General features: G+C 55.3%; 20 protein-coding genes and 1 other RNA gene. 13 read left to right on the plus strand and 8 right to left on the minus strand.

Features of this window, described 5'->3' with window-relative positions; translation table 11 throughout:
* Positions 1-87: 87 nt before the first annotated feature.
* Positions 88-1,449 (minus strand): hypothetical protein, encoded by a 1,362-nt coding sequence (locus L1047_RS08835; protein ID WP_235278948.1) that lies wholly within the window; start codon positions 1,447-1,449, stop codon positions 88-90.
* Positions 1,450-1,674: 225 nt separating this feature from the next.
* Between L1047_RS08835 and ccsB the strand changes: the two genes are divergently transcribed.
* The 3 genes from ccsB to tig all read left to right on the plus strand — a co-directional run bounded on the left by ccsB (position 1,675) and on the right by tig (position 5,027).
* On the plus strand, positions 1,675-2,703 hold the full coding sequence (gene ccsB, locus L1047_RS08840) for a c-type cytochrome biogenesis protein CcsB (protein WP_235278925.1): 1,029 nt from the start codon (positions 1,675-1,677) through the stop codon (positions 2,701-2,703).
* An 85-nt stretch (positions 2,704-2,788) separates the two neighbouring features.
* Positions 2,789-3,172, plus strand: coding sequence for a LapA family protein (locus L1047_RS08845; protein ID WP_235278496.1), 384 nt, complete (start codon positions 2,789-2,791; stop codon positions 3,170-3,172).
* A gap of 106 nt (positions 3,173-3,278) precedes the next feature.
* Entirely contained in the window at positions 3,279-5,027 is a 1,749-nt protein-coding gene (tig, locus tag L1047_RS08850; protein WP_235278497.1) for a trigger factor, read from the plus strand.
* Between the two features lie 79 nt (positions 5,028-5,106).
* Here tig and L1047_RS08855 read toward each other — a convergent pair whose 3' ends face one another.
* Positions 5,107-7,221 carry a tetratricopeptide repeat protein gene (locus L1047_RS08855; RefSeq protein WP_235278498.1) on the minus strand — a complete coding sequence of 705 codons (2,115 nt, stop codon included), beginning with the start codon at positions 7,219-7,221 and terminating at the stop codon, positions 5,107-5,109.
* A gap of 178 nt (positions 7,222-7,399) precedes the next feature.
* Positions 7,400-8,185 carry a precorrin-4 C(11)-methyltransferase gene (gene cobM, locus L1047_RS08860; RefSeq protein WP_235278499.1) on the minus strand — a complete coding sequence of 262 codons (786 nt, stop codon included), beginning with the start codon at positions 8,183-8,185 and terminating at the stop codon, positions 7,400-7,402.
* Between the two features lie 434 nt (positions 8,186-8,619).
* Between cobM and L1047_RS08865 the strand changes: the two genes are divergently transcribed.
* The 6 genes from L1047_RS08865 to L1047_RS08890 all read left to right on the plus strand — a co-directional run bounded on the left by L1047_RS08865 (position 8,620) and on the right by L1047_RS08890 (position 14,424).
* On the plus strand, positions 8,620-10,038 hold the full coding sequence (locus L1047_RS08865; protein WP_235278500.1) for an MATE family efflux transporter: 1,419 nt from the start codon (positions 8,620-8,622) through the stop codon (positions 10,036-10,038).
* Positions 10,039-10,435: 397 nt separating this feature from the next.
* The gene (locus L1047_RS08870) at positions 10,436-10,933 is read left to right on the plus strand and encodes a hypothetical protein (protein ID WP_235278501.1); all 498 of its coding nucleotides are present in this window, start codon (positions 10,436-10,438) and stop codon (positions 10,931-10,933) included.
* A gap of 106 nt (positions 10,934-11,039) precedes the next feature.
* Positions 11,040-12,047 (plus strand): pentapeptide repeat-containing protein, encoded by a 1,008-nt coding sequence (locus L1047_RS08875; protein ID WP_235278502.1) that lies wholly within the window; start codon positions 11,040-11,042, stop codon positions 12,045-12,047.
* Positions 12,048-12,380: 333 nt separating this feature from the next.
* Entirely contained in the window at positions 12,381-12,674 is a 294-nt protein-coding gene (locus L1047_RS08880; RefSeq protein WP_235278503.1) for a hypothetical protein, read from the plus strand.
* Between the two features lie 151 nt (positions 12,675-12,825).
* Positions 12,826-13,926: an ABC transporter ATP-binding protein gene (locus L1047_RS08885; RefSeq protein ID WP_235278504.1), complete on the plus strand. Its 1,101-nt coding sequence runs from the start codon at positions 12,826-12,828 to the stop codon at positions 13,924-13,926.
* 270 nt (positions 13,927-14,196) lie between these two features.
* Complete coding sequence (locus tag L1047_RS08890) at positions 14,197-14,424, plus strand: indolepyruvate ferredoxin oxidoreductase subunit alpha (protein WP_235278505.1); 228 nt, start codon at positions 14,197-14,199, stop codon at positions 14,422-14,424.
* Positions 14,425-14,442: 18 nt separating this feature from the next.
* Here the strand turns inward: L1047_RS08890 and L1047_RS08895 are convergent, their stop codons facing one another.
* Complete coding sequence (locus L1047_RS08895; RefSeq protein WP_235278506.1) at positions 14,443-14,967, minus strand: YIP1 family protein; 525 nt, start codon at positions 14,965-14,967, stop codon at positions 14,443-14,445.
* 116 nt (positions 14,968-15,083) lie between these two features.
* On the opposite strand from L1047_RS08895, the gene ssrS reads away from it, so the two are divergent.
* Positions 15,084-15,270, plus strand: a non-coding RNA gene (gene ssrS / locus L1047_RS08900) — 6S RNA.
* An 82-nt stretch (positions 15,271-15,352) separates the two neighbouring features.
* On the opposite strand, the gene L1047_RS08905 is transcribed toward ssrS, so the two are convergent.
* Positions 15,353-17,398 (minus strand): protein kinase domain-containing protein, encoded by a 2,046-nt coding sequence (locus L1047_RS08905; RefSeq protein ID WP_235278507.1) that lies wholly within the window; start codon positions 17,396-17,398, stop codon positions 15,353-15,355.
* 232 nt (positions 17,399-17,630) lie between these two features.
* Between L1047_RS08905 and L1047_RS08910 the strand changes: the two genes are divergently transcribed.
* A complete protein-coding gene (locus L1047_RS08910) occupies positions 17,631-18,494 on the plus strand; it encodes an inositol monophosphatase family protein (protein ID WP_235278508.1) in 864 nt (287 codons plus the stop codon).
* Here L1047_RS08910 and L1047_RS08915 read toward each other — a convergent pair.
* A complete protein-coding gene (locus L1047_RS08915) occupies positions 18,449-19,432 on the minus strand; it encodes a glycosyltransferase family 2 protein (RefSeq protein ID WP_235278926.1) in 984 nt (327 codons plus the stop codon). The genes L1047_RS08910 and L1047_RS08915 overlap by 46 nt on opposite strands.
* A gap of 200 nt (positions 19,433-19,632) precedes the next feature.
* Between L1047_RS08915 and gshA the strand changes: the two genes are divergently transcribed.
* Positions 19,633-20,769, plus strand: a complete 1,137-nt coding sequence (gene gshA, locus L1047_RS08920; protein WP_235278509.1) for a glutamate--cysteine ligase — start codon at positions 19,633-19,635, stop codon at positions 20,767-20,769.
* A 100-nt stretch (positions 20,770-20,869) separates the two neighbouring features.
* On the opposite strand, the gene L1047_RS08925 is transcribed toward gshA, so the two are convergent.
* A complete protein-coding gene (locus tag L1047_RS08925) occupies positions 20,870-21,244 on the minus strand; it encodes an STAS domain-containing protein (RefSeq protein ID WP_235278510.1) in 375 nt (124 codons plus the stop codon).
* A gap of 92 nt (positions 21,245-21,336) precedes the next feature.
* Entirely contained in the window at positions 21,337-22,281 is a 945-nt protein-coding gene (gene accD, locus L1047_RS08930) for an acetyl-CoA carboxylase, carboxyltransferase subunit beta (protein WP_235278511.1), read from the minus strand.
* Between the two features lie 146 nt (positions 22,282-22,427).
* On the opposite strand from accD, the gene L1047_RS08935 reads away from it, so the two are divergent.
* On the plus strand, positions 22,428-23,294 hold the full coding sequence (locus L1047_RS08935; RefSeq protein WP_235278512.1) for a tRNA (5-methylaminomethyl-2-thiouridine)(34)-methyltransferase MnmD: 867 nt from the start codon (positions 22,428-22,430) through the stop codon (positions 23,292-23,294).
* Positions 23,295-23,373 lie beyond the last annotated feature (79 nt).

Consider the following 23,373-nt stretch of genomic DNA (forward strand, 5'->3'; position numbering starts at 1 on the left):
AACCCATCATTCTGGATGCTCCTAAACCTAGCGCCAATATTTGATTGAGGCACTACCTGTAGTGTTAATCTTCGTGCCTAGCGGCTCCTAGAGGTCATCTGCTGGGCTATGGAAGCCAGGGGGCAAGAGCCGCAATCCCTGCTGCTTAACGGGTCGCCGCGCTTCTAGGGGTACGGGAGTCACTCGCGGCAGCGGGGTCGCTGGGGCTTGAGAGGGCGTCGGAACAGGTGCGGGAGTTGGAGGTGGGGTGGGAGTAGGCTCGGGGGTAGCCACTACAGGTGGTGGGGGCGGGACGGGAGTGGATAGCTCCGTCGGGATCTGTTCCGGAGTAGGGCGGGGCCGACCCAGTTGGAACCGGGGCTGCTGACGCGGGGCTGGGGTTGGGGTAGGACTGGGTTCCGGGGTCGACTCCGGAGTGGGACTAGCGGTGGGTGTGGCAGTGGGTTCGGGTGTGGGGGTTGGGGTGGGACTGGGTTCCGGGGTCGACTCCGGGGTGGGACTGGGTTCCGGGGTCGACTCCGGAGTGGGACTAGCGGTGGGAGTGGCTGTGGGACTGGGAGCCGCCGTTGGGATGGGGGTAGGAGTGGCTGTGGGCTTGGGCTGCACTATTCCCAGAGCATCTTCGGCGCGCAATTCTCCCCGAATCAGCTGGGAGAGGGTGTCTTGACCACCGGGAGTGTAGGTAATCTCGCGGGCGGCGCTGTTGAACACGTTGCGGATGGGATCCCCTTTGCCGTCCACCAGTTCCACCACCATCACATTGCGACCGGGCTTAAAGCCTTTCAAATAAAAAGACTCCCAGCGATCCAGCAAGCCTGATTGCCCATTCAAGGTGTAGCGCACCCGCCAATCCCGTGGCAGATCACTGAGTAAACTTTCCCGCACTGGGGCATTAGCCAGCCAAAAATCCACCAGGATTGGCTCGGCTCCGTAGTTTCCTTTGGGTCGGTTGTAGGTGAGCAGGGGCAGCTGCGGTTGAGGCACATATTCTGGGGTTGGGGCCAGCACATGAAAGCTAACCTGGGCGTAGGCTTCAGAATTCTTGAAGCTTTCGTGCCAGGGCTTGCCAGCAAATACTCGCAGAGTGTGGGATCCCGGCTCTAGATCCTTAAACATGAGAGGTGTGCCGAGATCGTAATAGGCCAGATAGGGCTGATTATCTAATACCACGTGGAGATGGGGGCCGAGGCCTAACTGGGGATCTTTAAACAACGGGTAGCCCTGAACAGCAAAGCGCACCGTGACCTGACTTTCGGACAGCACTTCTCCCGGCTTTGGGCTGAGGATCTGCACCTGCGGATGACAATATTCGAGGTAGGCTTCTAGCTTGGCAATCTCGGTCGGTACAGGGACACGTTCTAGCTGGGGTAGCCGTTCTTCCGGCTCAGGGGGAGAGCCCCCACAGGACACCAAAACGAGGGCGGCTAAGAGACACAACCACCACTTCAAACCCCTTCCCATCAGCGAAACAGAGTTCTTTGTCCTGGCGTTTCCAGTGTGTTCTTGCATGAGCCTCACATCCCAAGGCAAGCCATCCCCACATTACCAGCATGTGTCCTTTGGGGAGGATCCCTTCTGCGCTTCTAGAATGGAATTAACTGGCTTGTCCGATGTGGGATGGGTAATTTTTTGAGGTTGTATATGGTTGTGTTGGCGCTCGCAGCCCCTTGGGGTATGGATCTCACCCAGTTGCAAAGTCTGCTCAACAATGGGGCATTTGCCATCGGGTTGGGGGCGATGTTGCTTTACTGGGCCGGGGCAGCTTTTCCCCAGGTGAAGCTCTTGGGAGAACTGGGCTTGGCAGGGATGATCGGGATTAATCTGACCATCGCAGCTCTGCTGGTGGCTCGTTGGATCGATGCGGGCTACTTCCCCTTGAGTAACCTCTACGAATCTTTGTTTTTCCTGGCTTGGGGGATCACCACACTGCATCTGGTGGCGCTCTACTGGAGCCGTAGCCGCTGGGTCGGGGTGATGACGACTCCAGTCGTGACGGGGATTGTTGCTTTTGCTGCTTTGGTGTTGCCGGAGGATATGCAAGTGGCTCAACCGCTGGTACCGGCTCTGCAATCCAACTGGTTGATGATGCATGTAACAGTGATGTTGCTCAGCTACGCTGCTCTTTTGGTGGGATCCCTGCTCTCGGTTAGCTTTTTAATCGTTACCCGTGGGCAAGCGGTGCAACTGAAGGGCAATTCCCTCGGCCTACAATTTCGTGCTCCCCAGCGCTCAACCCATCCAGAATGGGCGGAGGATCCCACCCCAGCCCCTATCTCAGAGTTGGCTTATGCCACTGCCGGGATCCCCTCCTCTAGCTCCGCCACATCCTCTTTGGGCGAACCCACCCCACCCCTTGAACCAGCGGGGATCCCGTTGCAGCGCCTGACCCTGGCAGAAATTTTGGACAACATCAGCTATCGGCTGATCGGCTTGGGGTTCCCGTTGCTCACCATCGGCATCATCGCCGGGGCCGTTTGGGCCAACGAAGCCTGGGGCACCTACTGGAGCTGGGATCCGAAAGAAACCTGGGCCTTGATCACCTGGTTGGTGTTTGCCGCCTATCTACACGCCCGCATCACCAAGGGTTGGCAAGGCAGACGCCCCGCCCTGTTGGCCAGCTTTGGGTTTGTGGTGGTTTGGGTATGTTACCTGGGGGTGAACCTGTTGGGCAAAGGCTTACATAGCTACGGCTGGTTTTTCTGAGAAGATTTTTCCCGACAAACTGGCCTGAGTTTATGGGTATTCTGGTGCTGGCAAGCCGTAGTGGATCCCTCCGAGGAGAAAAGCGATGCGACTGTTCAACTATTTGATCTTGTTTACGGCCCTCCTGGCCATTGCCCTCTTCGCCATGCAAAATGCCACCCCCGTCACGGTCACTTTTGCCCCTGGCGTCAGCATCGAAAGCCCTCTGGTCATGGAACTGCTGGCTGCCTCTGGCATTGGGGCCGCCCTGGCTTGGCTCTACAGCCTCTGGATGCGGGTGCAATTTACCATTGAGGCCCGCGAGAAAAATCGGCAACTGCAGGAGAAAGAAGTCGCCATCACAGAACTGAAGGAAATGGTGGTGGAGCTGGAGGGAAAAGTGAAGCAACTGCCCCCTAGCAAACGGGCCGAGCCGCAGGAGGAGATCCAGGAAGTCGCGGAAGTAGCCAGCGAGGGATCCCCAGCTTGATGGGATATCCCCAAGAAAGGCATGGGTGTGGGTTAGGATGGCCTACGGACTATTGAGGTATTATTGAACCTCCGTCCGCACATCTTACTCAGTGAATAACGTCCCTATGCAGGTCACACAAGAAAAACGCCCTGGCAGCCGGGTTGGCCTCAAGATTGTGGTAGAAGCCGACCAGGTAAAGCGCTCCTACGAAAAAACCCTGCGTCAACTGGTGCAGAACATCCAAATTCAAGGGTTTCGTAAGGGCAAAGCCCCCCGCAACATCGTCATGCGCCAAGTGGGCCGCGAGCGCGTCATGGCTAGTGCCGTTGATGACCTGATCAACGATGCTATTAAGCAGGCCTTCAAAGAGACTAAACTCAACCCTCTCAGCCAATTTGAGCTGGATGATGGGGTCGGGGATCTCTTGGCCCAGTTCAACCCCGAAGCAGAGTTCAGCTTCTCGGGATATGTCGAGGTGTATCCCGAAGCCAGCGTTGGCCAATACAAAGGTCTGACGGTCACTGTCACCCGTGCAGAGGCCAAACCGGAGCAAATTGATGAAGCCATCGATCGTTGGCGAGATCAACGGGCCACTCTCTTGCCGGTAGAAGATCGGCCCGCCCAGTTGGGAGATGTGGTGATGATTGACTTTAAGGCCCGCGATACAGAAGGCAATCCCCTAGACGAGATCGCCACCCAAGATTTCCAGTTGGAGCTCAAAGAAGACAACTTTATTCCCGGTTTTGTGGCGGGCATAGTTGGCATGGAGCTAGACGAAACCAAGGAAATTGAGGCCACCTTCCCCGAGGACTACTTCAAAGAAGAGTTAGCCGGGAAAACGGCGATTTTTACCGTCAGCCTCAACGAGCTCAAAACCAAAGAGCTGCCCGAGCTAGACGATGCCTTTGTGCAGGAGATCAGCAGCTTCCAAACCGTGGCCGAACTGCGGGAACATCTGCAAAAGCGCCTAGAACAGGATGCCCTCACCCAATCAGAGAACAACTTAGAAACCGCCATCCTCAACGCCATTCTGGCAACCACCGAGGTGGAATTGCCCGATACCCTGGTGCAACAGGAAACCACACAACTGTTGGCCCAAAGCCTCAATACCCTGCAGCAGCAAGGGATGCAGGTGGGAGACATTCGCAAGTTTTTGTCGCAGTTGCCCCCCGAAACCTTGAACAGTTTGATGGATCGCTACCGTCCAGAAGCTATCGATCGGCTGCGGCGCACCCTGGCCCTGGGCAGTATTATCCGGCAGGAGCAAATTGCCGTCGGCTCGACTGAATTGGCGGTAGAAGCGCAAGAGGTGATGTCCGCCTATGCCAAGCAGGGCACCCGCCTGGATCCGGAACGGGTACGGCGGGCGGTTCATGAGGAATTGCTCACCAACAAAACCATTGCCTGGTTAAAATCCCAAACCACTGTCAACTGGGTAGATAGTGAGGGTAACCCTACCGAAGCTCCTCTCTTCTCCACATCTGTTGAAGACAGTGTTGCATCAGGCACCTCGTCAGACACCCCACAATCAGACACCCCACCAGTGCCCGAAGCAGAGTTTGGGGCCGATGAACCAGAAATAGCACCAGAAACCACAGAGGAAACCACGGCAGTAGATGGGACAGAGGTAGAGGAGGCAGTCTCTCCAGAAGCCACTGCCCTTGATGCCGATCAAGCAGAGGACTCCTCAGCGCCGGTTGAGGATAGCCCAGAGGCACCAGAGGAAGTCAACTCAGCATCTGATCCAGCATCCTCTTCGGACGCGGAGCCAGAACCTCTCTCAGAACTCTCAGAAGAAGAGGGTGCAGCTCCAGAGCCGGAGGCTATCCCCAGCGAAACCAAACCCAATAAAAAGGGCAAAAAAGGGAAATAACTCTCTCCCATCCTGGACAAGCTGGGGCTACCCTAGCCAGCACCTAGATCTCGGTTAGGTACTGGCTGAAATCTCGACTTTAGAGGGGCAGTAGGTCGGTATGCACTTCTTCGGATTGCTTGGAGAGGAGCCGTTGCAGACTTCCCTTGGCCTCGGGGAAGTTGGGATAAATTTCCAGAGCTAGGCGAAATTGTTCGATTGCTTGCTCAAGCTTGCCTTTGCGGGCAAAAACCGAGCCAAGCCGATAGTGGGCCAGGCCATAGCTACCATTGCCGCGAATGGCCTGTTGATAACTAGCCTCTGCCGAATCCAGGTCGCTCTTGATGCGCAGCACCTCCCCCATGCCAAAGTGGGCCTCTGAGAGATTGGGATCCTGCTTAAGAGCCTGCTCAAACTGTTGCATCGCCTCCAACACCTGCTGGGGCCGGACAAACTTGCGCCCAGAGACATCCCGTTGCTTGTGCCCCAAATAGGCCAAACCGATTGCCGCAGTCGCTTCATGCAGGGTGGGGTCTAGCTCCAGCGCCCGGCGATAGTTTTTTACGGCTTCGGTGTACTGTTCTTGTGCGGCCAAAACCAGGCCTAGTCCGTAGTAGGCGCGCCCCTGCTGACTGTCCGCCAAGATCACTTGGCTAAACTCTTGACTGGCTTGGGCCAGATGTCCAGCTAGGACCAATGCCAATCCCAGATCTACCTGCACCTGGGCGGCCATCGCAGGGGTGAGATCCAGGTTGAGAGCGGTGCGGAACGCGGCTATTGCCGCCTTGAGCTGACCTTTGCGTAGGAGGGCTTGCCCCATAACATAGTGAGCTTCCCCCAATCGATCATTCAGTTCCAAAGCTGCCCAGCAGGAATCGATGGCTTCATCCCATTGTCCTAGCCCGATGCGAACCTGGGCGATGCGGATGTGGGCCTCGCTAGAGTGGGGATCCAACCCGAGAGCGGTTTGTTGTTGGGCCAGAGCTTGTGCCCAATCCCGTTTGTTAGCCCAGGCCTGACCGATGAGGCTGAAAATTTCCGCTTGGGCGGATCCCTTGGTGAGGGCCAGGGCTTCCGGTAGATGAGCCAATACTTCATCAGGCTGATGTTGGGACAACCACCGCTTGGCCAGTGCTTTCATCGTCTCCACAAGATGGGTATCAATGTCCTTGAGTTTGGGATTGAGTCGTTTTGCCCGTTGAAAGTGTTTCAATCCTTCCTGCAACTGTTGGGTGTTTACCAACAATTTGGCTAGCTCAAGGTGAGCCGGGGCATGGTCTGGCTGCCGCTTAACCGCTTCCTGAAACTGTGCAATCGCCTCAGGAATTTGTTGGGCTTGCAGAAACGACAGCCCTTCCGCAAAAAAATCTTGTCCTCCCGTTTCTGATGAAGCCCTGGAGGTATGGGTGTCGGAGCGCAGGTTTTTCCAGCCCAGCCAGCCCCCACCCGCGGCCAGGAGCAACAACGGGATCCCTAGCCCCAGGGATCCGGCGCGAGACCGTGCATCTGGTGCTCCAAGGGAGCGAACCACTAAGCCGCCCCCTACTAGCAGCAAAAGTGCCAGCACTCCTCCCAAAATCGGGCGCATGTTGGGTTTCTGGAGGAGTTGTCGGAGAGCAGACAGGTCAACATCGGAAGTAGGGGGTTTTGGAGTAGGTGCTGCCGGACGCGGGGTAGGCTGGGGGGTGGGGATCTGAGCTGGAGAGGGGGTCACCGCAACGGCAACTGGAGGGTTAGGGGTTGGGCTAGGGATAGGGGCGGCCTCGCTCCGTCGTTCTTTATGGGTTTTGGGAACCGGTGCCTCTAGGGTTTTGACACGGCGAAAATCGGGGTTGCTGTCGGGATCCACCGCCGGCTTCTGGGCTTCTAGGATTTTGATCTCCGAGATCTTGGTGCCCGGCAACACAATCTGGGTGGCATCGGCACTGCTCTCACCCGAAGCCAGATAAAAGACTTTCTTCCATTTCGGCTGTGCTTCCCCCTTCAGTCGGCCATAGACCACCAACTGGCTCACCCCCTGGATAGGCAGGCCTCCCAACTGGCTGGCTACCCGGTGTAACACCATGGAGCGGTTAAACAGCGCCTCTTCTGGGAACTCCACCATGAAGTAGAGGACATCCTGTTTGAGCACCGAACGGCTCGGTAACGGCGCCAATGCTTTTTGCAAAGACTTCGTAAGAGCTTCAACGCTACGAGTGCCAGGTTGGGTTGCCATAATCAAGAAACTTTAATAAGAATTTCAACAAGCCATTAGCATCCAGGCATCCGGAGAATTTCTACAACATCAGAGACCCAGCCCAAGGGCCAATTGTCCTAGAGTCGGATGCCTCATTGTGCTCAGTCAGTCCAACGTCCGTCAATATACTGAAAAAGCCTGTAACAGGAGCGGGCTGTCATCCTCGAGCTTTGGGCCGGAATAGATGGGCGTAGTCGGGACTGTACAGCCGCGATCGGGCTGACAGGGATCCCTGTAAAGCTGGACTAATCAGATAAAGAACGGTGCGCTCCAGGCGGGCTTGCCGAGTGAGGCGGGCCATCTCTGTCAAAGATCCCAGCCAAATGCGTTCTTCTGGCCAACCGAGACGGTAACAGACGGCAACGGGAGTATCGGCAGGGTAGTGCATCAATAGGTCTGCTTGGGCTTGTTCCACATGGCGAGCACTGAGGTAGAGACACAATGAGGCGCGATGGGCCGCCAAACTGGCCAAGGCTTCTGGGGTAGGTACCTGGGTACGACCACTGGCGCGGGTGAGGATGATCGTCTGCACCAAGTCGGGGATGGTCAGTTCTACTTGCAAACGGGCGGCTGCCAACTGAAAAGCACTAACTCCAGGCACGATCTCAAACGGGATCCCGGCCTCCCCCAGACCCAGCAGCAATTCGTGCAAGGCGCCATAAAGGGCGGGATCCCCATCCTGCAAGCGCACCACCCGCTGTCCTGCCTGTACGCGACCCGTGATCTCGGGCAACAGAGTTTCCAAAGTCAGGGAGCGCGTATCGATAGCTTCCACCTCGGGGCGACAATGGCACAACAGACCCTCCGGCACCAGGGATCCCGCGTAGAAGACGACATCCGCCTCTGACAGCAGCCGTTGTCCCCGCAGAGTAATCAGCTCCGGATCCCCAGGGCCAGCCCCGATGATCTGCACCGGGAAATAGGTAGACTCCAGTTTGGTCACTTAGCCGCATCCCTCAGCACAGCACTGTTCGCGTCAGCAGGGCAGAATTCTTGCATCCTAACAGTAGTCTTTGTGAACAGGCTAAACAGGGAAATTAACAAAGGAACGGGATCCCCAATCAGCTCTGATACAGCTCTTCTTTTGCGGGTTTGTGACAACAATGCTTGTATCCCCAACTGATTTTGGAGGCGCTCTAGTGAGGGTACTACGCACCTCGCGTAGCGAGACCACCCCGGTTCGAGGTGACTAGCGTTGCCCTATGAGCCGTTACAGGCGAACGCGCTAGCGTGCCCTTGGTGTAAAGGGCTCTAGCCCCTGGGAAGAAGTGCGGGAACCCTAAGTCTGTGGTCTTCATCCTTGACCAAGCTTGTATTACATATGTAACATGCAGTCTGCCTGGGCAAGGTTAAAGTCGCGCAGGTGAGTAGGACAACATGGTTGTGGTTGCACAACGGCTGGATGAAAAAGGGATCCCCCAGGTGGATCATCGGGCCGTGGTTGGGTTAGCGATCCCTCTAATTCTGAGTGCCAGTATTCAAGCCCTGATGGGGATAACGGATACCTGGTTTATCGGCCAGATCTCAAGCCAAGCCTTGGCGGGGATGAATGCGGCCTGGCTGCCCACTCTTGTTGCCCTTGGGCCTTTCATCAATCTGGGACGGGCGGTACAAACCCTGGTGGCCCAAACCTATGCGGCTGGGGATCCAAAGGGGGCCTCTGGCCATGCTTGGTCGGGGGTGGGGGTAGGGTTGGCCTTATTCCCGTTGTGTGGGCTGCTTTCAATGTTAGGGAGCCTTCTCTACGCGGGGTTGCCTCTGCCGGAGGGTGTCTCTGAACAAGCCAGTGCCTATTGGCAGATCCGAGTTTGGGGGGGATCCGCCCTGTTGGGAACCTTTTCCCTGTCGGGATTTTTTAACGGTATTGGTCGCACCTGGGTCACCCTCTGTGTGAGCGGCTGTAGTGTGTTGTTGAATGGGGTGCTGAATGCCCTGTTCATTTTTGGCTTTGGCTGGGGGATTGGTGGGGCCGCTTGGGGCACGATCCTCTCGGAGTATGTGGAGCTAAGCCTGTACCTGCTAGTGTTTCTCTCCGGTTGGATTCATCGGGGCTATGCCAGCCGACACAGCTGGCACCTGGGTTGGGCCCCCTTGGCGGCGACGTGGCGCGTTCGTCCGTTGCTGAAATTGGGTCTGCCGATCTGGATCTACTCTTTGGCGGACATGAGTTCTTTCACCCTATTTCAGTTGATGATCGGACAGGTAGGAGCTGTGGAGGGGGCAACTGCCCATATTTGTCTGATGTTGTCTCGCTTTGCCTATTTGCCAGCCATTGGCTTAGAGCAATCTGCCACCGTGTTGGTGGGTCAAGCGATCGGCTCAGGGCAACTTGCCTGGGCCAAGCGTCTAGGCAATGCGGTGATGGGATGGGCCTTAGGTTATATGGCGGTGATCGGCGGCACACTGGCTCTGCTGGGCCAACCCTTGATCGGCCTGTTTGTGAGTGAGGTTGATGCCAATGCCGCAAGCATTATCCGCTTGGGCGGACTGCTTTTGAAGATTATTGGCGTTTCTTTCTTGTTTGATGGCATCAACTTCGCAGCCCTAGGATCCCTGCGGGGGGCGGGGGATGTGCGGGTACCGATGATGATTATGCTCGGAATGAGCTGGCTGGTGTTCTTACCGCTGTCTCAGATGATGATTTTCCCATCCGGTCAAGGTTGGCTCCCCTTTTTACCAGGATTAGGGTGGGGGGCTGTGGGGGGATGGCTAGCAACCCTGATTTATGTGGCTGGGTTGGGATCCCTGATGGTGAGCCGTTGGCGCAGTGGGATATGGCAGAAAACAAGCCTCTAAAACCATAGTCAACTACAGCTTTTTCCAGTGCTACGTACTACAGCTCATGGGGGCTAATTCCTTGTCTGAAAAAGATTTCAGATTACAGCCTTTTCCAGCGTTATCTGATATAGCAGATGTCAATTGAGGCAGAATATTGATTGAATCAGGGATCCACTCATCAACACTCGGGGGACTACCCAAAAGTTGAGGGTATTCTTCAGCGCTGCTTCAGCAAACTCTTCATCTCTCCACAGTTTTCACTCAACACTTTCTCAGTCTAGGAGCTTTTACTCAAACCATGAGGAAAGAGAAGCAACCTCAAGCCCTCAAGGTTCCCTTGCTTCGTCTTGTCGCTGGACAAATCTAGACTGTTCAACATCAAGATGTGGCGTTCTATCCCTTCACAGAGGTTAATGTGAAACGCTCCGTTCTTAATATTGTGTCAACCTTTGTCCTGGCTGGCACATCTGTTCTCATTCTTGCGACACACGCTCAAGCTCAGTTTCTAAATCGCAATATCGATCCGCGAGGTCCTTTTGTGGCTCGTTCCTATGTTTCAGGCGGGTTAGCACGGGATCACATCATCGAGGTTGGCATTGCGGAAGTGGAAGTTACTGGACTAACCATTCAGTGCTTTAACTTACAGGAGGCTAGAGCTGTTGTTGTTCGGACAGCTATGGGTGAAGTTGTGCCCACAGATGTCACCATCGAGCCGACTAAAATCAGCATCTCGCTGAAAGAGCCTGCTAAACCGGGTGAACAGCTTGTGGTCAACATTGAAGGTATTAGTTTTGTCCAAGATGGTAATTCCACCTTCTATTTTATTTCTGCAATGACTCCTGAAACCGGGGATTCAGCAGTGCCTGTCGGTGCAGCTCGGATTTTATCTCCCGCGAGAGGCCGTTCTACCTAAAGCCTAGCCACGCATCCTTTTCTTTTTGTCAAGCTCTCTTGCCTCAGGTGTTTCTTGCATCTGAGGTTTATTTTGTTGGGTTGCAGGACACAGGTGGTCAGGGAATATGGATTCGATTAATTCACAAATTGCAAGCAAAGCCAAAGCCATGAAAATGATCCTTCAAAAAGGTAAAGCCTGGAATCGGACTATTATCCAACTCTTTTCACGGTTGCTAAAGATGAGTTTGCCCAGTCTAACCCTTGGTTTGATCGTATTGGCTTTGGTTCAATATGATCAAGGAAAGCAGTCTTACGTTGAGCGTCAAGCTTGGCTACGATTTTCTCTTGTGCAACTGCGAGAAACTATACTGGAAGAAAAATCTAGCGATGATCAAGTTTTACTCATTCAGGCTTTAATCTTAACTGTTTTAATGGAAGTTCAGGGACAAGAAAGAGGGACACTCATGGCTTTCTTGTCACGGCTGGAGCTACTACCTCAACTCTCTCTATCTCAAGCAGAATTAGAGCAAGCTCATCTTTCTGAGTTGGATTTGCAGGGATCCAATTTGCAAGGGGCTAATTTAAGTTGGGCCAATCTCAGTCTTGCCCTCCTGAACCGATCTGACCTTTCTCAAGCCTTATTAATTGAAACCAATCTGACGGGTGCTGAGCTGCAAAATGCGATTCTCACCTTTGCCTATGCCCAAAAAGCCAACCTGTCGGGTGCATATGTTGGAGGATCTGATCTAGAAGGGATTGATTTGTCGTTGGCTAATCTATATGGATCTTACTTTCCTGGCTCCAACTTGCGCGGGGCCTATTTGGAATCTGCCAACTTGCAGAGGAGCATTTTTCAGGGGGCTAATCTGGAAAGAGCACGTTTAAAGGGAGCCGATCTGCGACAGACAGACTTACGGGGAGCCAATTTAATTGGAGCTGACTTACGAGATATCCATATAGAAGAAACCTTTTGGAGTGGAGCTATTTATGATCAAACGACTCTCTTCCCAGCAGATTTTAATCCGGAGCAGCTGGGACTGGTGCTATCCCAGAAAAAGGCTTTGATATGGCAAGAGGGTGAACAGATTGTAGGTAGATTGGGAGGAGCTGTTTCGCTAAAACAAGAACCGTAAAGATATAAACTCGATTGAAACAATGCTTCACTTTACGATAGTATGAGTATAGTATGAGTGATGAAACTAAGTAATGAAGCGATGAACCATAGCTACTGAAAAGATTCTCACCAACAGTCAAGCCTTATTTTCGGCTGCGCATTAGACTTGCAAAATTCCTGGGTGAAATGAGGCTTAATCACTGCCTAAAAGTTGAGGTGTTTTTTCAGTATTACCTCAGCTAAATCTTCGCCTGTTCACAGTGTGTTCTCAATTCTTGCTCAGATCTAAAAGTTTTAATGAATGCATCGTGAAAGCAACCTCTGTTCCCATTCTTCTTTAGGAGATCCCAGTATGAAACCCCTTCGCCGCATTACACTGACGCTTCTCTCGGTAGCTGTGCTGATGGGTAGTTCTGCTACACTGACTAGCGCTGCCACTCCCACCGTGCGCGCGCTACAACGGCAAGCCAGTCAAACTCGTGACAATGGTGGCAGCCACTTTGAGCCCGGTGCCCCCTCCTCGCGGCGGGAATTGCGAGCCAGTTTGCTTGTGGATAGCCCAATTGTGGAAGCCAACTCCTCTATGAGGTCTCGCATTCAGGAGCTGGTGCAGCAAGCCCGTGAGCATGGCTCGGTGCGCAACTAAACTTCTTTGCCCCTGTTGGATGCAGCTTATCTCCTCGCCATGAGTCTCTCTTTCCCCTGCAACAGCGGGGGATTTTTCGTGCTTTGTTGAGACCTGTCAATGAATTAAGAAGGGATCCCCCATAATAGGTTCATTGGCTACCCTCGCCGACATGATTGCCGAATCTGCCCTCACCTCTGATGCCAGCCTTAGTGAAACCCAAGCCGAGAGTCAAGAGGGATCCCCTGCGGCGATTCGCTTGGTGCAGGTCAGCCGTACTTTTTCCGGGATCCGGGCGGTCGATGGGGTGGATCTGGCGGTGCGACAGGGGGAGTTTTTTACCCTCTTGGGGCCTTCTGGATCGGGCAAAACCACCTGTTTGCGGATGATCGCGGGCTTTGAGCGTCCGGATCAGGGCTGGATTGAGCTGAACGGCCAGGATGTCTCGGGTTTACCCCCCCACCAACGGCCCGTAAACACCGTATTTCAGGACTATGCCCTCTTCCCCCACATGACAGTGGCAGAGAATGTCGGCTATAGCCTGATGATTCGCGGCATCCCTGCTAAGGAACGGCAAAAACGCGTGCAAGAGGCATTGGAGCTGGTGCAACTGCCCCAGATGGGATCCCGCAAACCCAGTCAACTCTCAGGAGGGCAACGGCAGCGAGTGGCTTTGGCACGCGCTCTGGTCGGCCAACCGCAGGTGCTCTTGCTGGATGAACCTCTAGGGGCGTTGGATTTGAAGCTGCGCCAGCAAATGCAGTTTGAACTCAAGGCCCTGCAACATCGCCTTGGCCTCACCTTTTTGTATGTCACCCATGACCAAGAAGAAGCCCTGACCATGAGCGATCGCATCGCCGTCTTCAACCGGGGGCGCCTCGAACAACTGGGATCCCCGGCGGAACTCTACGAACGACCGGCCACCCGCTTTGTGGCTAGCTTTATCGGCCAAACCAACCTAATCGAGGGATCCCTGGCAGAACGGTGTGTGGGAGAAGCGGCCTTGTTTGTTTTGCGACCGGAACATGTTCAAATTGGCCTGCCTGGGGACGGGATCCCGGATGGCCATTGCCACCTGACGGGGCAGATTTGCGATACCGCTTATTTGGGGGTTTCCATTCGGTATCAGGTTTGTGTCTCTGGCACTGAGGCAAAACTTTTGTCTCTACAACCCAACCCTGGGATCAACTCGCGGCGGCTCCCGGAAGGAACAGAGGTGATCTTAAGTTGGCTGCCAGAGCGGATGCACCGCATTGAAGAGGCAGTGAATTGAAATCAGCAGCCCTGAATTGCTCCGGGATCCCACTCATCGGGAGCCAAGTTTTGACCTCAGTCACACGGCTCTCATCCCGACGCTATGCCTACGGTAGGCTACGCCAACACCTTCCCCTTCGGGCAGCAAGCTACAGGTACAGCGCGGGGCTAGGAACGACCTGCGGTCTACCTGTCTAGGAGCTAAAATGACGGAGCTATCTGCAAGCCATACAGAATGGGCAAGCGATGAGCAAAGCAACCGGTTTGGAATGGCAAGAGGGAGGGATCCATGCCACATACAATCGTCACCGATATCTGTGAAGGCATTGCCGATTGCGTGGAGGCTTGCCCAGTCGCGTGCATTCACCCCGGAGACACCAAAAATGCCAAAGGCACCGACTACTTTTGGATCGAGTTTGCCACCTGTATTGACTGCGGTATCTGTTTACAGGTTTGTCCTGTAGAGGGTGCTATTGTGCCGGAAGAACAACCCCACCTACAGCGGGTGCCCGGTTAGAAGAATAAAAACCAACTCTTAGCCCAGAGAAGCCAGCGCCACAATGCTGCTGGTCAACCAGCTCAGAGCCAGGAGCCCACCCAGAAACGCGAGGGGGATGAGGCCGACCAAGCGCCACCATTCCAACTCAAGGGCTACCGCCGCCGCCCGCACCTGCCAAACCACAAACCACAGCAAAGCTACTAATCCCAACAGGGATCCCGCCACACCTCCCAAAGATTGAGCTGGCCCCAACAAAAGCCAGGGCAAACCGGCAAACCCTGTCAGACAGAGTAGCGCCGCAAAAGAGGGAGCAGACCGCCCGAAACAAAAGGCTAGCAGCTGCAACAAAGCTGTCAAGCTAACCCAGCCCAAAGCCCCCATCAACACGGCCAGCATCATTCCCGGCAAATTCGCCCCGGTACGGCGAATGGCATCCAAACCGTTCACCAACCCCACCACCACAAAGGCTTGCCAAAGAACGGGTTGTTCCCGCAGTGCCCGAAAAGTACGCTCCGGCAGGAACCAAGCGCCATAGATGTTGTCTAGCAAAGAGTCGAGCATCGTCAGGAAAGGATTACAACCCCACTCATCCTAGCCCGAATGGTCGATGGGCTCGTTGAATCCATTCCTCAGGGATCCCATCTTTGACAGCCGGAGGAATGAGGTATGATCAGTAAAAGGTTCTGCGGCGTTGGTGACTGCCGTTATGTTTTTCTGATCTATACCTTTCGACAATTAGGATGGGTTGTGGATGTGAGAGCAGTAGGCCAAATTTAGTTTGGAAACTATCAAGACTCATCCCCGATATCCTAGACTGGATCCTCCAGGTCGAAAACCGCGGTAAAACGGCGCAATAGAATCTCCAAGAAGGCTCTCGAATGAGGGTCTTTTTGCTTTTTAAGGGTATCTCAAGTTTGTTTGTGTACAGCGTCAGGCAGCCAGGATTCTACCTGGGTCGGCGGTTGTTTTGAGTGGGATCCGAACCGGGCTTAGCAGCTGTATTTCGAGTTTTCTTGCGTTGAGCAGCAGGGATCCGTCGCAAATTGAGCAACACAATCCCACTGAGAGGACGTGTGTTGGCCAGCAGCCCAATCCCGAACAGCACCCAACTGTCTAACCCAAGACGAGAAAGTAACCAACCCAGCAGTAGTGCCGACACCCCCCCTTCCGCAATCGTGGCTAAGATCCAGGCCCAGGTGCCCTTCCAGTGCTGAGACAGCAAGGCCCACTGCAATCCACCAACCGCAATCCCTACTAGCAAACCACGAGATACACTGCTCATCCCCAGCAAAGCACTTTGAGGCAAGGGATCCGCCACAATCCAGTCGAGGATAGCCATTCCCAGCAGCGGGGCCAAAAACTCGGCCCCCACCCAACCCAAAGCCGTCCCCAACCCAGTTGCGCCTATCCACCAGGGAGAGACCCGTCGTCGCAGCACCACCCACTGCAGCACACCCATCACCAAGCCGAGCCCAGCGCCGGCCAAACCACCGGCCAGTGCTCCCAGGGATCCCAGCAGCGGAGCCAACGCCCCTATCCCCAGATAGCTGATCCCAGCCGCCCCAAAATTGGCCAAGAGCCAACCCAGGGCCAACCCTTTGCTCAAGCGTGGCGTATTGAGAATCCGGGATCCGGACTTGCTGTTGAAATATTCCTGCCCAACTTGCTGCTCGACCTCCTGCAGGCCCTGTTCTGCCGAGAGGTTATCCGGCTCCAAGCGCAGTACCCCCTGATAGTCCATCTGGGCAAGACCCCAATACCCCTGCCGTTGGTGGGCCAGAGCTCGGTAAAGGTAGTAGCGAGCTTCATTGGGGGCTGAGTGAATCATCTCGTTGAGGAGATGTACCGCCACTTTGTACTCCCCTTCTTCGATAAGGTGCACCGCCCGTTGAAGATCCTCTTCATCCACCACCGGTTTGGGGTCGACTCGACCCAGCGGCTGTTGGGTAGCCTGTTGACCAAAGCCCGTCGGGATCCGTTGGGGGCGAATACTTTGCGGTGGTGCCGAGCGGGCCGGAGACGTGGGCGGAGCGATCTTATCCCCATAAACGGCGCGGAGCTGCTGGCTAAGCACCTCCATATTGGGGGGCCGGAGGGCGGGATCTTTTTCCAGACAGCTAAAAATCACCTTTTCCAAGGCATCCGGGATGCGATGGAGCAGCTTGTGCTCCCGAAAAGGACGGGGCTTTTGAAAGTTGTGGACATGGTACCAGCCCTGTAAACTGTCGGTATCTGGCTCGAAGGGCAACACACCCGTCAGCAATTCGTACAACAACAACCCTAACGAATAAATATCGGAGCGGGCATCCAGTTTTTCTCCGCGCATTTGCTCCGGCGAAGCATAGACCATTGTGCCCAGAAAATAGCCGGTTTGGGTGAGGCCACGGGAGGTTTCTCCCATCAGTTTGGAGATGCCAAAGTCGAGGATCTTGATGCGCTCCTTCCCGTCTGGCCCCTTCTGCACAAAGATGTTGCTGGGCTTGATATCCCTATGAATCACCCCCTGAATCGAGTGCCTGCCCAAATCCATTCGAAAGTTGTGGGCATGGTGAAGGGCTGAACAAATTTGCAGAGCCAGACTCACCACTCGTTCCGGGTGTAGGGGGCCTTCTCGCGTTAAAACATAGTCCAAGCCCTGGCCATTGTAAGGTTTGGCGTTCAGATACTCCATCACCAAGTAAGGCTGGTTTTGATACATTCCGTAGGAGCGCACCTGTACAATATTGGGGTGTTCCCCCAACAGAGCACTCACCCGGGCCTCATCCATAAAGCGTTGCTGGAGTTGCTGATAATACTCCGGCTCCATGTCGGGTGGAGGCGGGCGCAACAACTTCACCGCCACCAACTCATCATCCAGTTGGGTATCCACAGCCTTGAACACATTGCCATAGCCCCCTTCGCTGACGTGGTAGGTCAGTCGGTAGCGGTTGCCAATCAGTTGTCCAATCAGGCGCTGGTTCATGCGAGAAACCGCCAGCCGTCGATAGCTCAACTACGATTCTAGTCAGCTTACAGCCTTTTCCAGCGTTATCTGATATGGCAGATTCAGGTCAATCCCTTGCTCCATAAGTTTTTTGCCTAGCTCAAGGGCCTGTGTGTCGGAAAAGGCTGCCAGAGCTCGAGGCTTGTTTGTGGGAGGGGATCGTAATCATCTATCTTGTTGTTGCTATCTCGGTCCAGGATTTTGCCCACCCAAGAGGACGGGATCCCGCTAGGATTGGGGCATGAACTTTCCTTCTGCAACCGTCCCGCCAGCTTTATCTCTCTTCTGGCTTGAGGTAACCGAATTGGCCCTGCAGATCACCGCCACTGTGGGATCCCAGCTTTTAGCGGATTTCGGACGGGTTCAGTCCACCGAAAAAGCCGATGGCAGCTTGGTCACTCCCTCGGATGAATGGGCGGATCACACTTTTCAAGCAGCGATCGCCGCTGCTTTTCCCGATCATGGGTACCTAAGCGAGGAATCGAACCACATCTTCCCAGGGACGGAATGGTGTTGGGTGGTGGATCCGCTGGATGGCACCACCAATTTCGCCCGTGGGATCCCGATTTGGGGGAGTTCTCTGGCCCTGTTGCATCACGGTTTGCCGGTGTTTGGCTGTGTGCATTTGCCTCCGATACGCCAAACCTTTCATGGCTACTACCCTCAGTCCGCCACCGATCCTGGGGCAGCCGCGTTTCTCACCCGACACGACCAAGATCCCGCCCATCCCCAACCGATTCGCCCCAGTAAGGCTCACCCCGGCCCCAACCAGTTGTTTAATTTTTGCTCCCGCAGCAGCCATTGGATTAGCCCACAATTTCCCTGCAAAGCCCGCATGATGGGGGGAGCCGCCTACAATATGCTGTCGGTGGCCTGCGGTACCCTTTTGGGAGCAGTAGAACGATCCCCGAAGATTTGGGATATCGCGGCTGTGTGGGCAATTGTGCGGGGAGCCGGTGCCATCTGGGAACCTCTGGGTCTTGGCGATCCCGATCTGGGGCAGCCACTGATCCCAGGCAAAGACTATGGCCGCTTGGCTTATCCCACCTTGGTGGCGGCTCAGGCGGAGTGGATCCCGTTGTTTCGGTCTTTCATTTCCCTGTAGCTTTCGTAAACCGCCTGTACGTTGTACCAATTCAAGAAAAACACCCGGCACAGTTCCAAAGCCAGTTGCGGGCGACCCTGGGCGATTAGCCAGCTTAGCAAAGGTTCCACCCGTTTTTCGTTCAGCCATCCCCCCAACGACAACAACCCCCAAAGGATTTGGTGCAAAGGGGTCATCTGGATCATCAGGCGCACCTCCCAAGTGGGATGTTTTTGGTAGAAGAGGATCCCCATGCGGCCCCGTTGCCGTTCCCGCTCGATTAACCCGGGGATCTGCTTCAGCTCAAAAGGGGGGTGCCAGTGATAGCCCGCTGCCTGGGGACATTTCACCAATTTCAGGCCCAGGCGTTTCAACCGCACCCCTAATTCCAGGTCTTCCCAGCCGTAGAGTTGAAAGCGTTCGTCGAAAGGGCCAGCTGTGGTTTCTGAGGCCAACTGCAACCAATGGCGGGCGATGGCGACGTTGCCGGTGGCAAAAAAGGCTGCCGAAAAGTCTGTGGGTTTGAAGGGTTCGGATCGGGGATCCTGAAAATTGCTGGTGTTGATCACCCGCCCATAGGTAAACACCCTGCCCTCATTGGTATGGTTGGCATCCCCTGTCACCCCCTGCTGCTGCAACATCTGGGCATGACTGGCCAGGAAGTGATCCACCACCACTAGGTCACTGTCGATGAAGATGATCACGGATCCCTGGGCATGGCGAAATCCAAGATTGCGGGCGGCGGCGGGACCTTGGTGCTCCTGACGTAGCAGCTTTAGCTTGGGCAAACCCAAGGGGGCAGATTGCAGCCATTCCACCGTGCCATCGCTAGAACCATCATCCACCACCACCACTTCATAGCCCTGATAAGGGCCGGGCTGCTGCTGGGCTAGAGCCTGCAAACATGGCTCCAAGATGGGGCGGCGGTTGTAGGTGGGGATGATAACGCTGAAGTACACCGGGGATCCCTGAGGTGGTTGTGGAACAGTTGAGTGATCATGTTGATCATACAGAGGGGATCCCTGGGGGGCTCTGCAGGCAGACATTAACAGACCTCAATTACACAAACAGGGATCCCTCACAAAATCCAACAAAATCAAACAGAAATAGGGAAGAGGAGAAAGGTTAGACTGTTGAGGCTGCGGCTGGAGGCTGGCCTGTGCTACTGACCAAGGGCTTTGAGGTGGAAATGTACACCGGCACCGCCACCGGGGAAGTGGTGGGCTTGTCGGATCTAATTTGCCAGACCTTGCCGGGGTTTGTGCGGGAGCCGGATCGACGCAATGTCGAGTATATTACCCCTCCCCTGCGCCGCTACGAAGATTTGATTTGTGCATTGTTACAGCCACGGGCTCGGTTGCGGCAGTATTTGCGCAGCCTTGGCCCCTACACCCTGTTGCCGGGAAGCACTCTCGCCTTGGGAGGTGCCGACCACTTTGAGCGTTCTGATCCGGGTAACCCCTACCACGATTACATTGAGCGTACCTACGGCACCCAGGTGGTCACCGCCAGCATTCACATCAATGTCGGCTTGCCAGATATCGAGTCCATTTTCCGGGCCTGTCGTCTGTTGCGGGTGGAAGCTCCCCTTTATCTGGCCCTGAGCGCTTCTTCCCCGTTTCTGGATGGGCAGGTGACGGGATCCCATTCCAGTCGTTGGCAGGTATTTCCCAAGACCCCGGCCCAGGTTCCCCTCTTTCGGGATCACGCCCATTACATCACCTGGATGCAGGAGCAGTTGGCCCTGGGCACGATGCAGAATGTGCGCCACCTGTGGGCTTCTGTCCGTCCCAATGGCCCGGAACGCCCCTATCACCTGAACTGGGTGGAGCTGCGCATCTGTGATTTGGTGGGGGATCCGGTGATGATCCTGGCGATTACGGCGTTGATCGAGGCGCGGCTGTTGCATTTGCTGGCGGAGCCGGAGGCATTGGATCCCTTGCGAGGCTCATTGACCCCGACAGAACTGGAGATCCTTTGCCATCACAACGAGCAAGCTGCTGCCCGCCAGTCCCTGTCCGCTACCCTGATCGATTGGCAAACGGGCCGCGAACGGGTGGCCCAGGAGTGGATCGAGCAACTGCTCACGGAGGCTTGGCGCATCGTTCAACCGCAGGGGTTTGGTTGCTTTTTGGCTCCGCTGCAAACGCTGCTGAAACAGGGCAATGAGGCCCAGCGCTGGCTGCAACAGGTCAACCAGGGATCCTCTCCCGCCCAGGTGTACCAACAGGCCATTCAGGAGCTAGCTTCCCAGGAACAAGCGATGCTAGAAACCCTGTGCCAAGCGGTGGGATAATCCGCGTCATCCTATCAGCTCCGGATTTGAGCCGTATCGCCACTGATCTCCAGCAGGGCTGTCACTCAGTTGTTACTCATGTTACCCAAAGGATTGGGAGCTAGCGGGCGGAGGAAGCAGGAGAAAAATTGGCGATGCCCGTTTGCAGATCGCTAAAACAGGTCAACACCTTTTCCATGGAAGTGAGATTGAGTACCAGAGCAACGCTTTCGGGCACGCTACAGAGGCTGAGGTTGCCACCCGCAGCACGACATTTGCGCAATGCCGAGATCAGCACCCCCAACCCGGAGCTATCCATAAACGTGACCGACGACATATCGATCAACAGGTTCGGGTAACCAAAATCCAAGACCTGTTGCAACAGTTGCCGAGCATCAGAGGCAGCTTTGGCATCGAAACGGCCTTCCAGAGGAACCACTGCCAGCTTTTGGCCTTGGGGAGTTTCGGCAGTACGAATGCGCGGCTTGAAATCCATCGTTTCCAGCGAAAACTTTATGCCTCACCTTAGCACCGTCTGTTATTCCTCACCAGCGGGTTCTCTCTAGGGAGCCCCAAGGGAGGATGGGTTTAGAGCATGGGCTCTAGGGCGAGAACATCGGTATTGAGAGGGGGGAGGGAAACGTGCAAACGAGGACGGTGCATATAAAGCAACTGGGCCAACCGTTTGCGCAACTCCGTCCGAGGCACAATCGCGTCAATCAGTCCGTGAGCCAGCAGATACTCGGCGGTCTGGAAGCCCTCCGGCAGCTTACCTTTGCCGATGGTTTGCTCGATCACGTTCGGCCCGGCAAACCCCACCTGTACCCCCGGCTCTGCCAGGATCAAATCCCCCAACATGGCAAAGCTGGCGGTCACCCCCCCATAGGTGGGCTGGGTGAGCACAGAGATAAACAACTGCCCAGCGTCGCGGTGTCGTTGCAGGGCGGCAGAGGTTTTGGCCATCTGCATCAGGCTGAGGATCCCTTCCTGCATACGGGCCCCCCCAGAAGCAGAAAAGATCACTAGGGGCAGATGATCCCGGGTGGCACGTTCGGTGAGGCGGGCGATTTTTTCTCCCACCACAGATCCCATGCTGCCGCCCATAAAGCGGAAATCCATTACCCCAACCGCCAGTGGGATCCCGTCCAGGTTACCCAGCCCTGTCAAGACAGCATCCTTGAGTTGGGTACGCTCTTGGTAGCTGCTGATGCGCTCAGGGTAAGGCTTTTGGTCGAAAAAGCACAGCGGATCCGCCGGGGCCAAGTGCTCGTCGAGGGGTTGCCAGGAGCCAGGATCCAGGAGTTGCTCCAAACGCTCGGGAGCTGTAATGCGCTGGTGATGGCCACAATTGGGGCAAACTTGCAGATTTTGGTGCAGGTCTTTGGTGTAGGTGAGGGCGTCGCAGGCAGAACATTTTTGCCAGAGGCCATCGGCAATCTCCCGTACCTGACGCTCTTTATCAAAGGGGCTGCTGCCCGTCAGGTTAAGCGAAGAAGCTTTGCGGCGCTCCGCGAACCAGTCCAGTAAAGACATAGCTGCTGAAACATCTCCTCCCATGGGTAGGGATGGTGAGAGCCAGTTGAGAGGTTGTACAGGTGATCTGCGAAACACATCTCAATGTTCTCAAGCTACCAAAGAATCGCCAAACTGAAAATAAGTGGAAAGGAGGAAGACAGGTGGTGACCCATGGAACAAAGTTGCCGTTTTTGACCACGGGGGATGGATCCCTGACCTTTTTCTCGGCAGAGTTTGGGCAGGCGTTTCACAATCTGAGCGGCGCGGCACAAGAGGCCCTGGAGAAATTTGTCCGTCCCTGTCGTCTGGATCGGTTGCCGCTAGAACGGGATCCCCTACAACCAATCCACATCCTCGATATTTGCTTTGGCCTAGGGTATAACTCCGGCATTGCCCTGGAAACCCTCTGGCAAGTTAGGCCCAACTTTCCGGTGCGGGTGATGGGCCTGGAGCGTTCCCCGGAAGTGCCGCGGCAGGCGTGGCAAGCCGGTGTGGGATCCCACTGGAGCTTTCGGCAGACCTGGCAACAGTGGATCGAGCAGGGCTCCTGGCAATCGGAGCAGTGGCAGGGGGAACTGTTGTGGGGAGATGCCCGACAAACCCTGTTGCAGGTGCCGCTGGGGTGGGCGGATGCTGTGTTTTTGGATCCTTTTTCTCCTTCTGTCTGCCCGGAGTTGTGGACGGTGGAGTTTCTGCGGGCTGTGGCGGAACGGATGCGTCCCCAAGGCTACTTAGCCACCTATTCCTGTGCAGCATCGGTGCGAGCGGCTCTGCAAGAGGCGGGTCTGCACATTGGCTCTACTCCCCCTTTGGGTCGCCCTTGGCCGGGAACGGTGGCCTCACCGCAGAGTCAGGATTTGCCGCCCCTTTCGGACATGGAGTGGGAACACCTGAAAACCCGCGCTGCTGTGCCCTACCGGGATCCAACGTTGCAAGAGGGACGATCCGAAATCCGGCTGCGCCGACAGCAGGAACAACAGGGATCCCTCCTGGAATCGACTTCTGTCTGGAAGCGCCGTTGGCATCAGTAGTAGATATGAAAGACTTTGTCATCTTCCACAGACTCCGACCCGAAAGGGTTGCTCAAGGCCCTACAGGGTCACAGTATCA

The sequence above is a fragment of the Synechococcus sp. Nb3U1 genome (assembly GCF_021533835.1).
GTDB lineage: Bacteria > Cyanobacteriota > Cyanobacteriia > Thermostichales > Thermostichaceae > Thermostichus.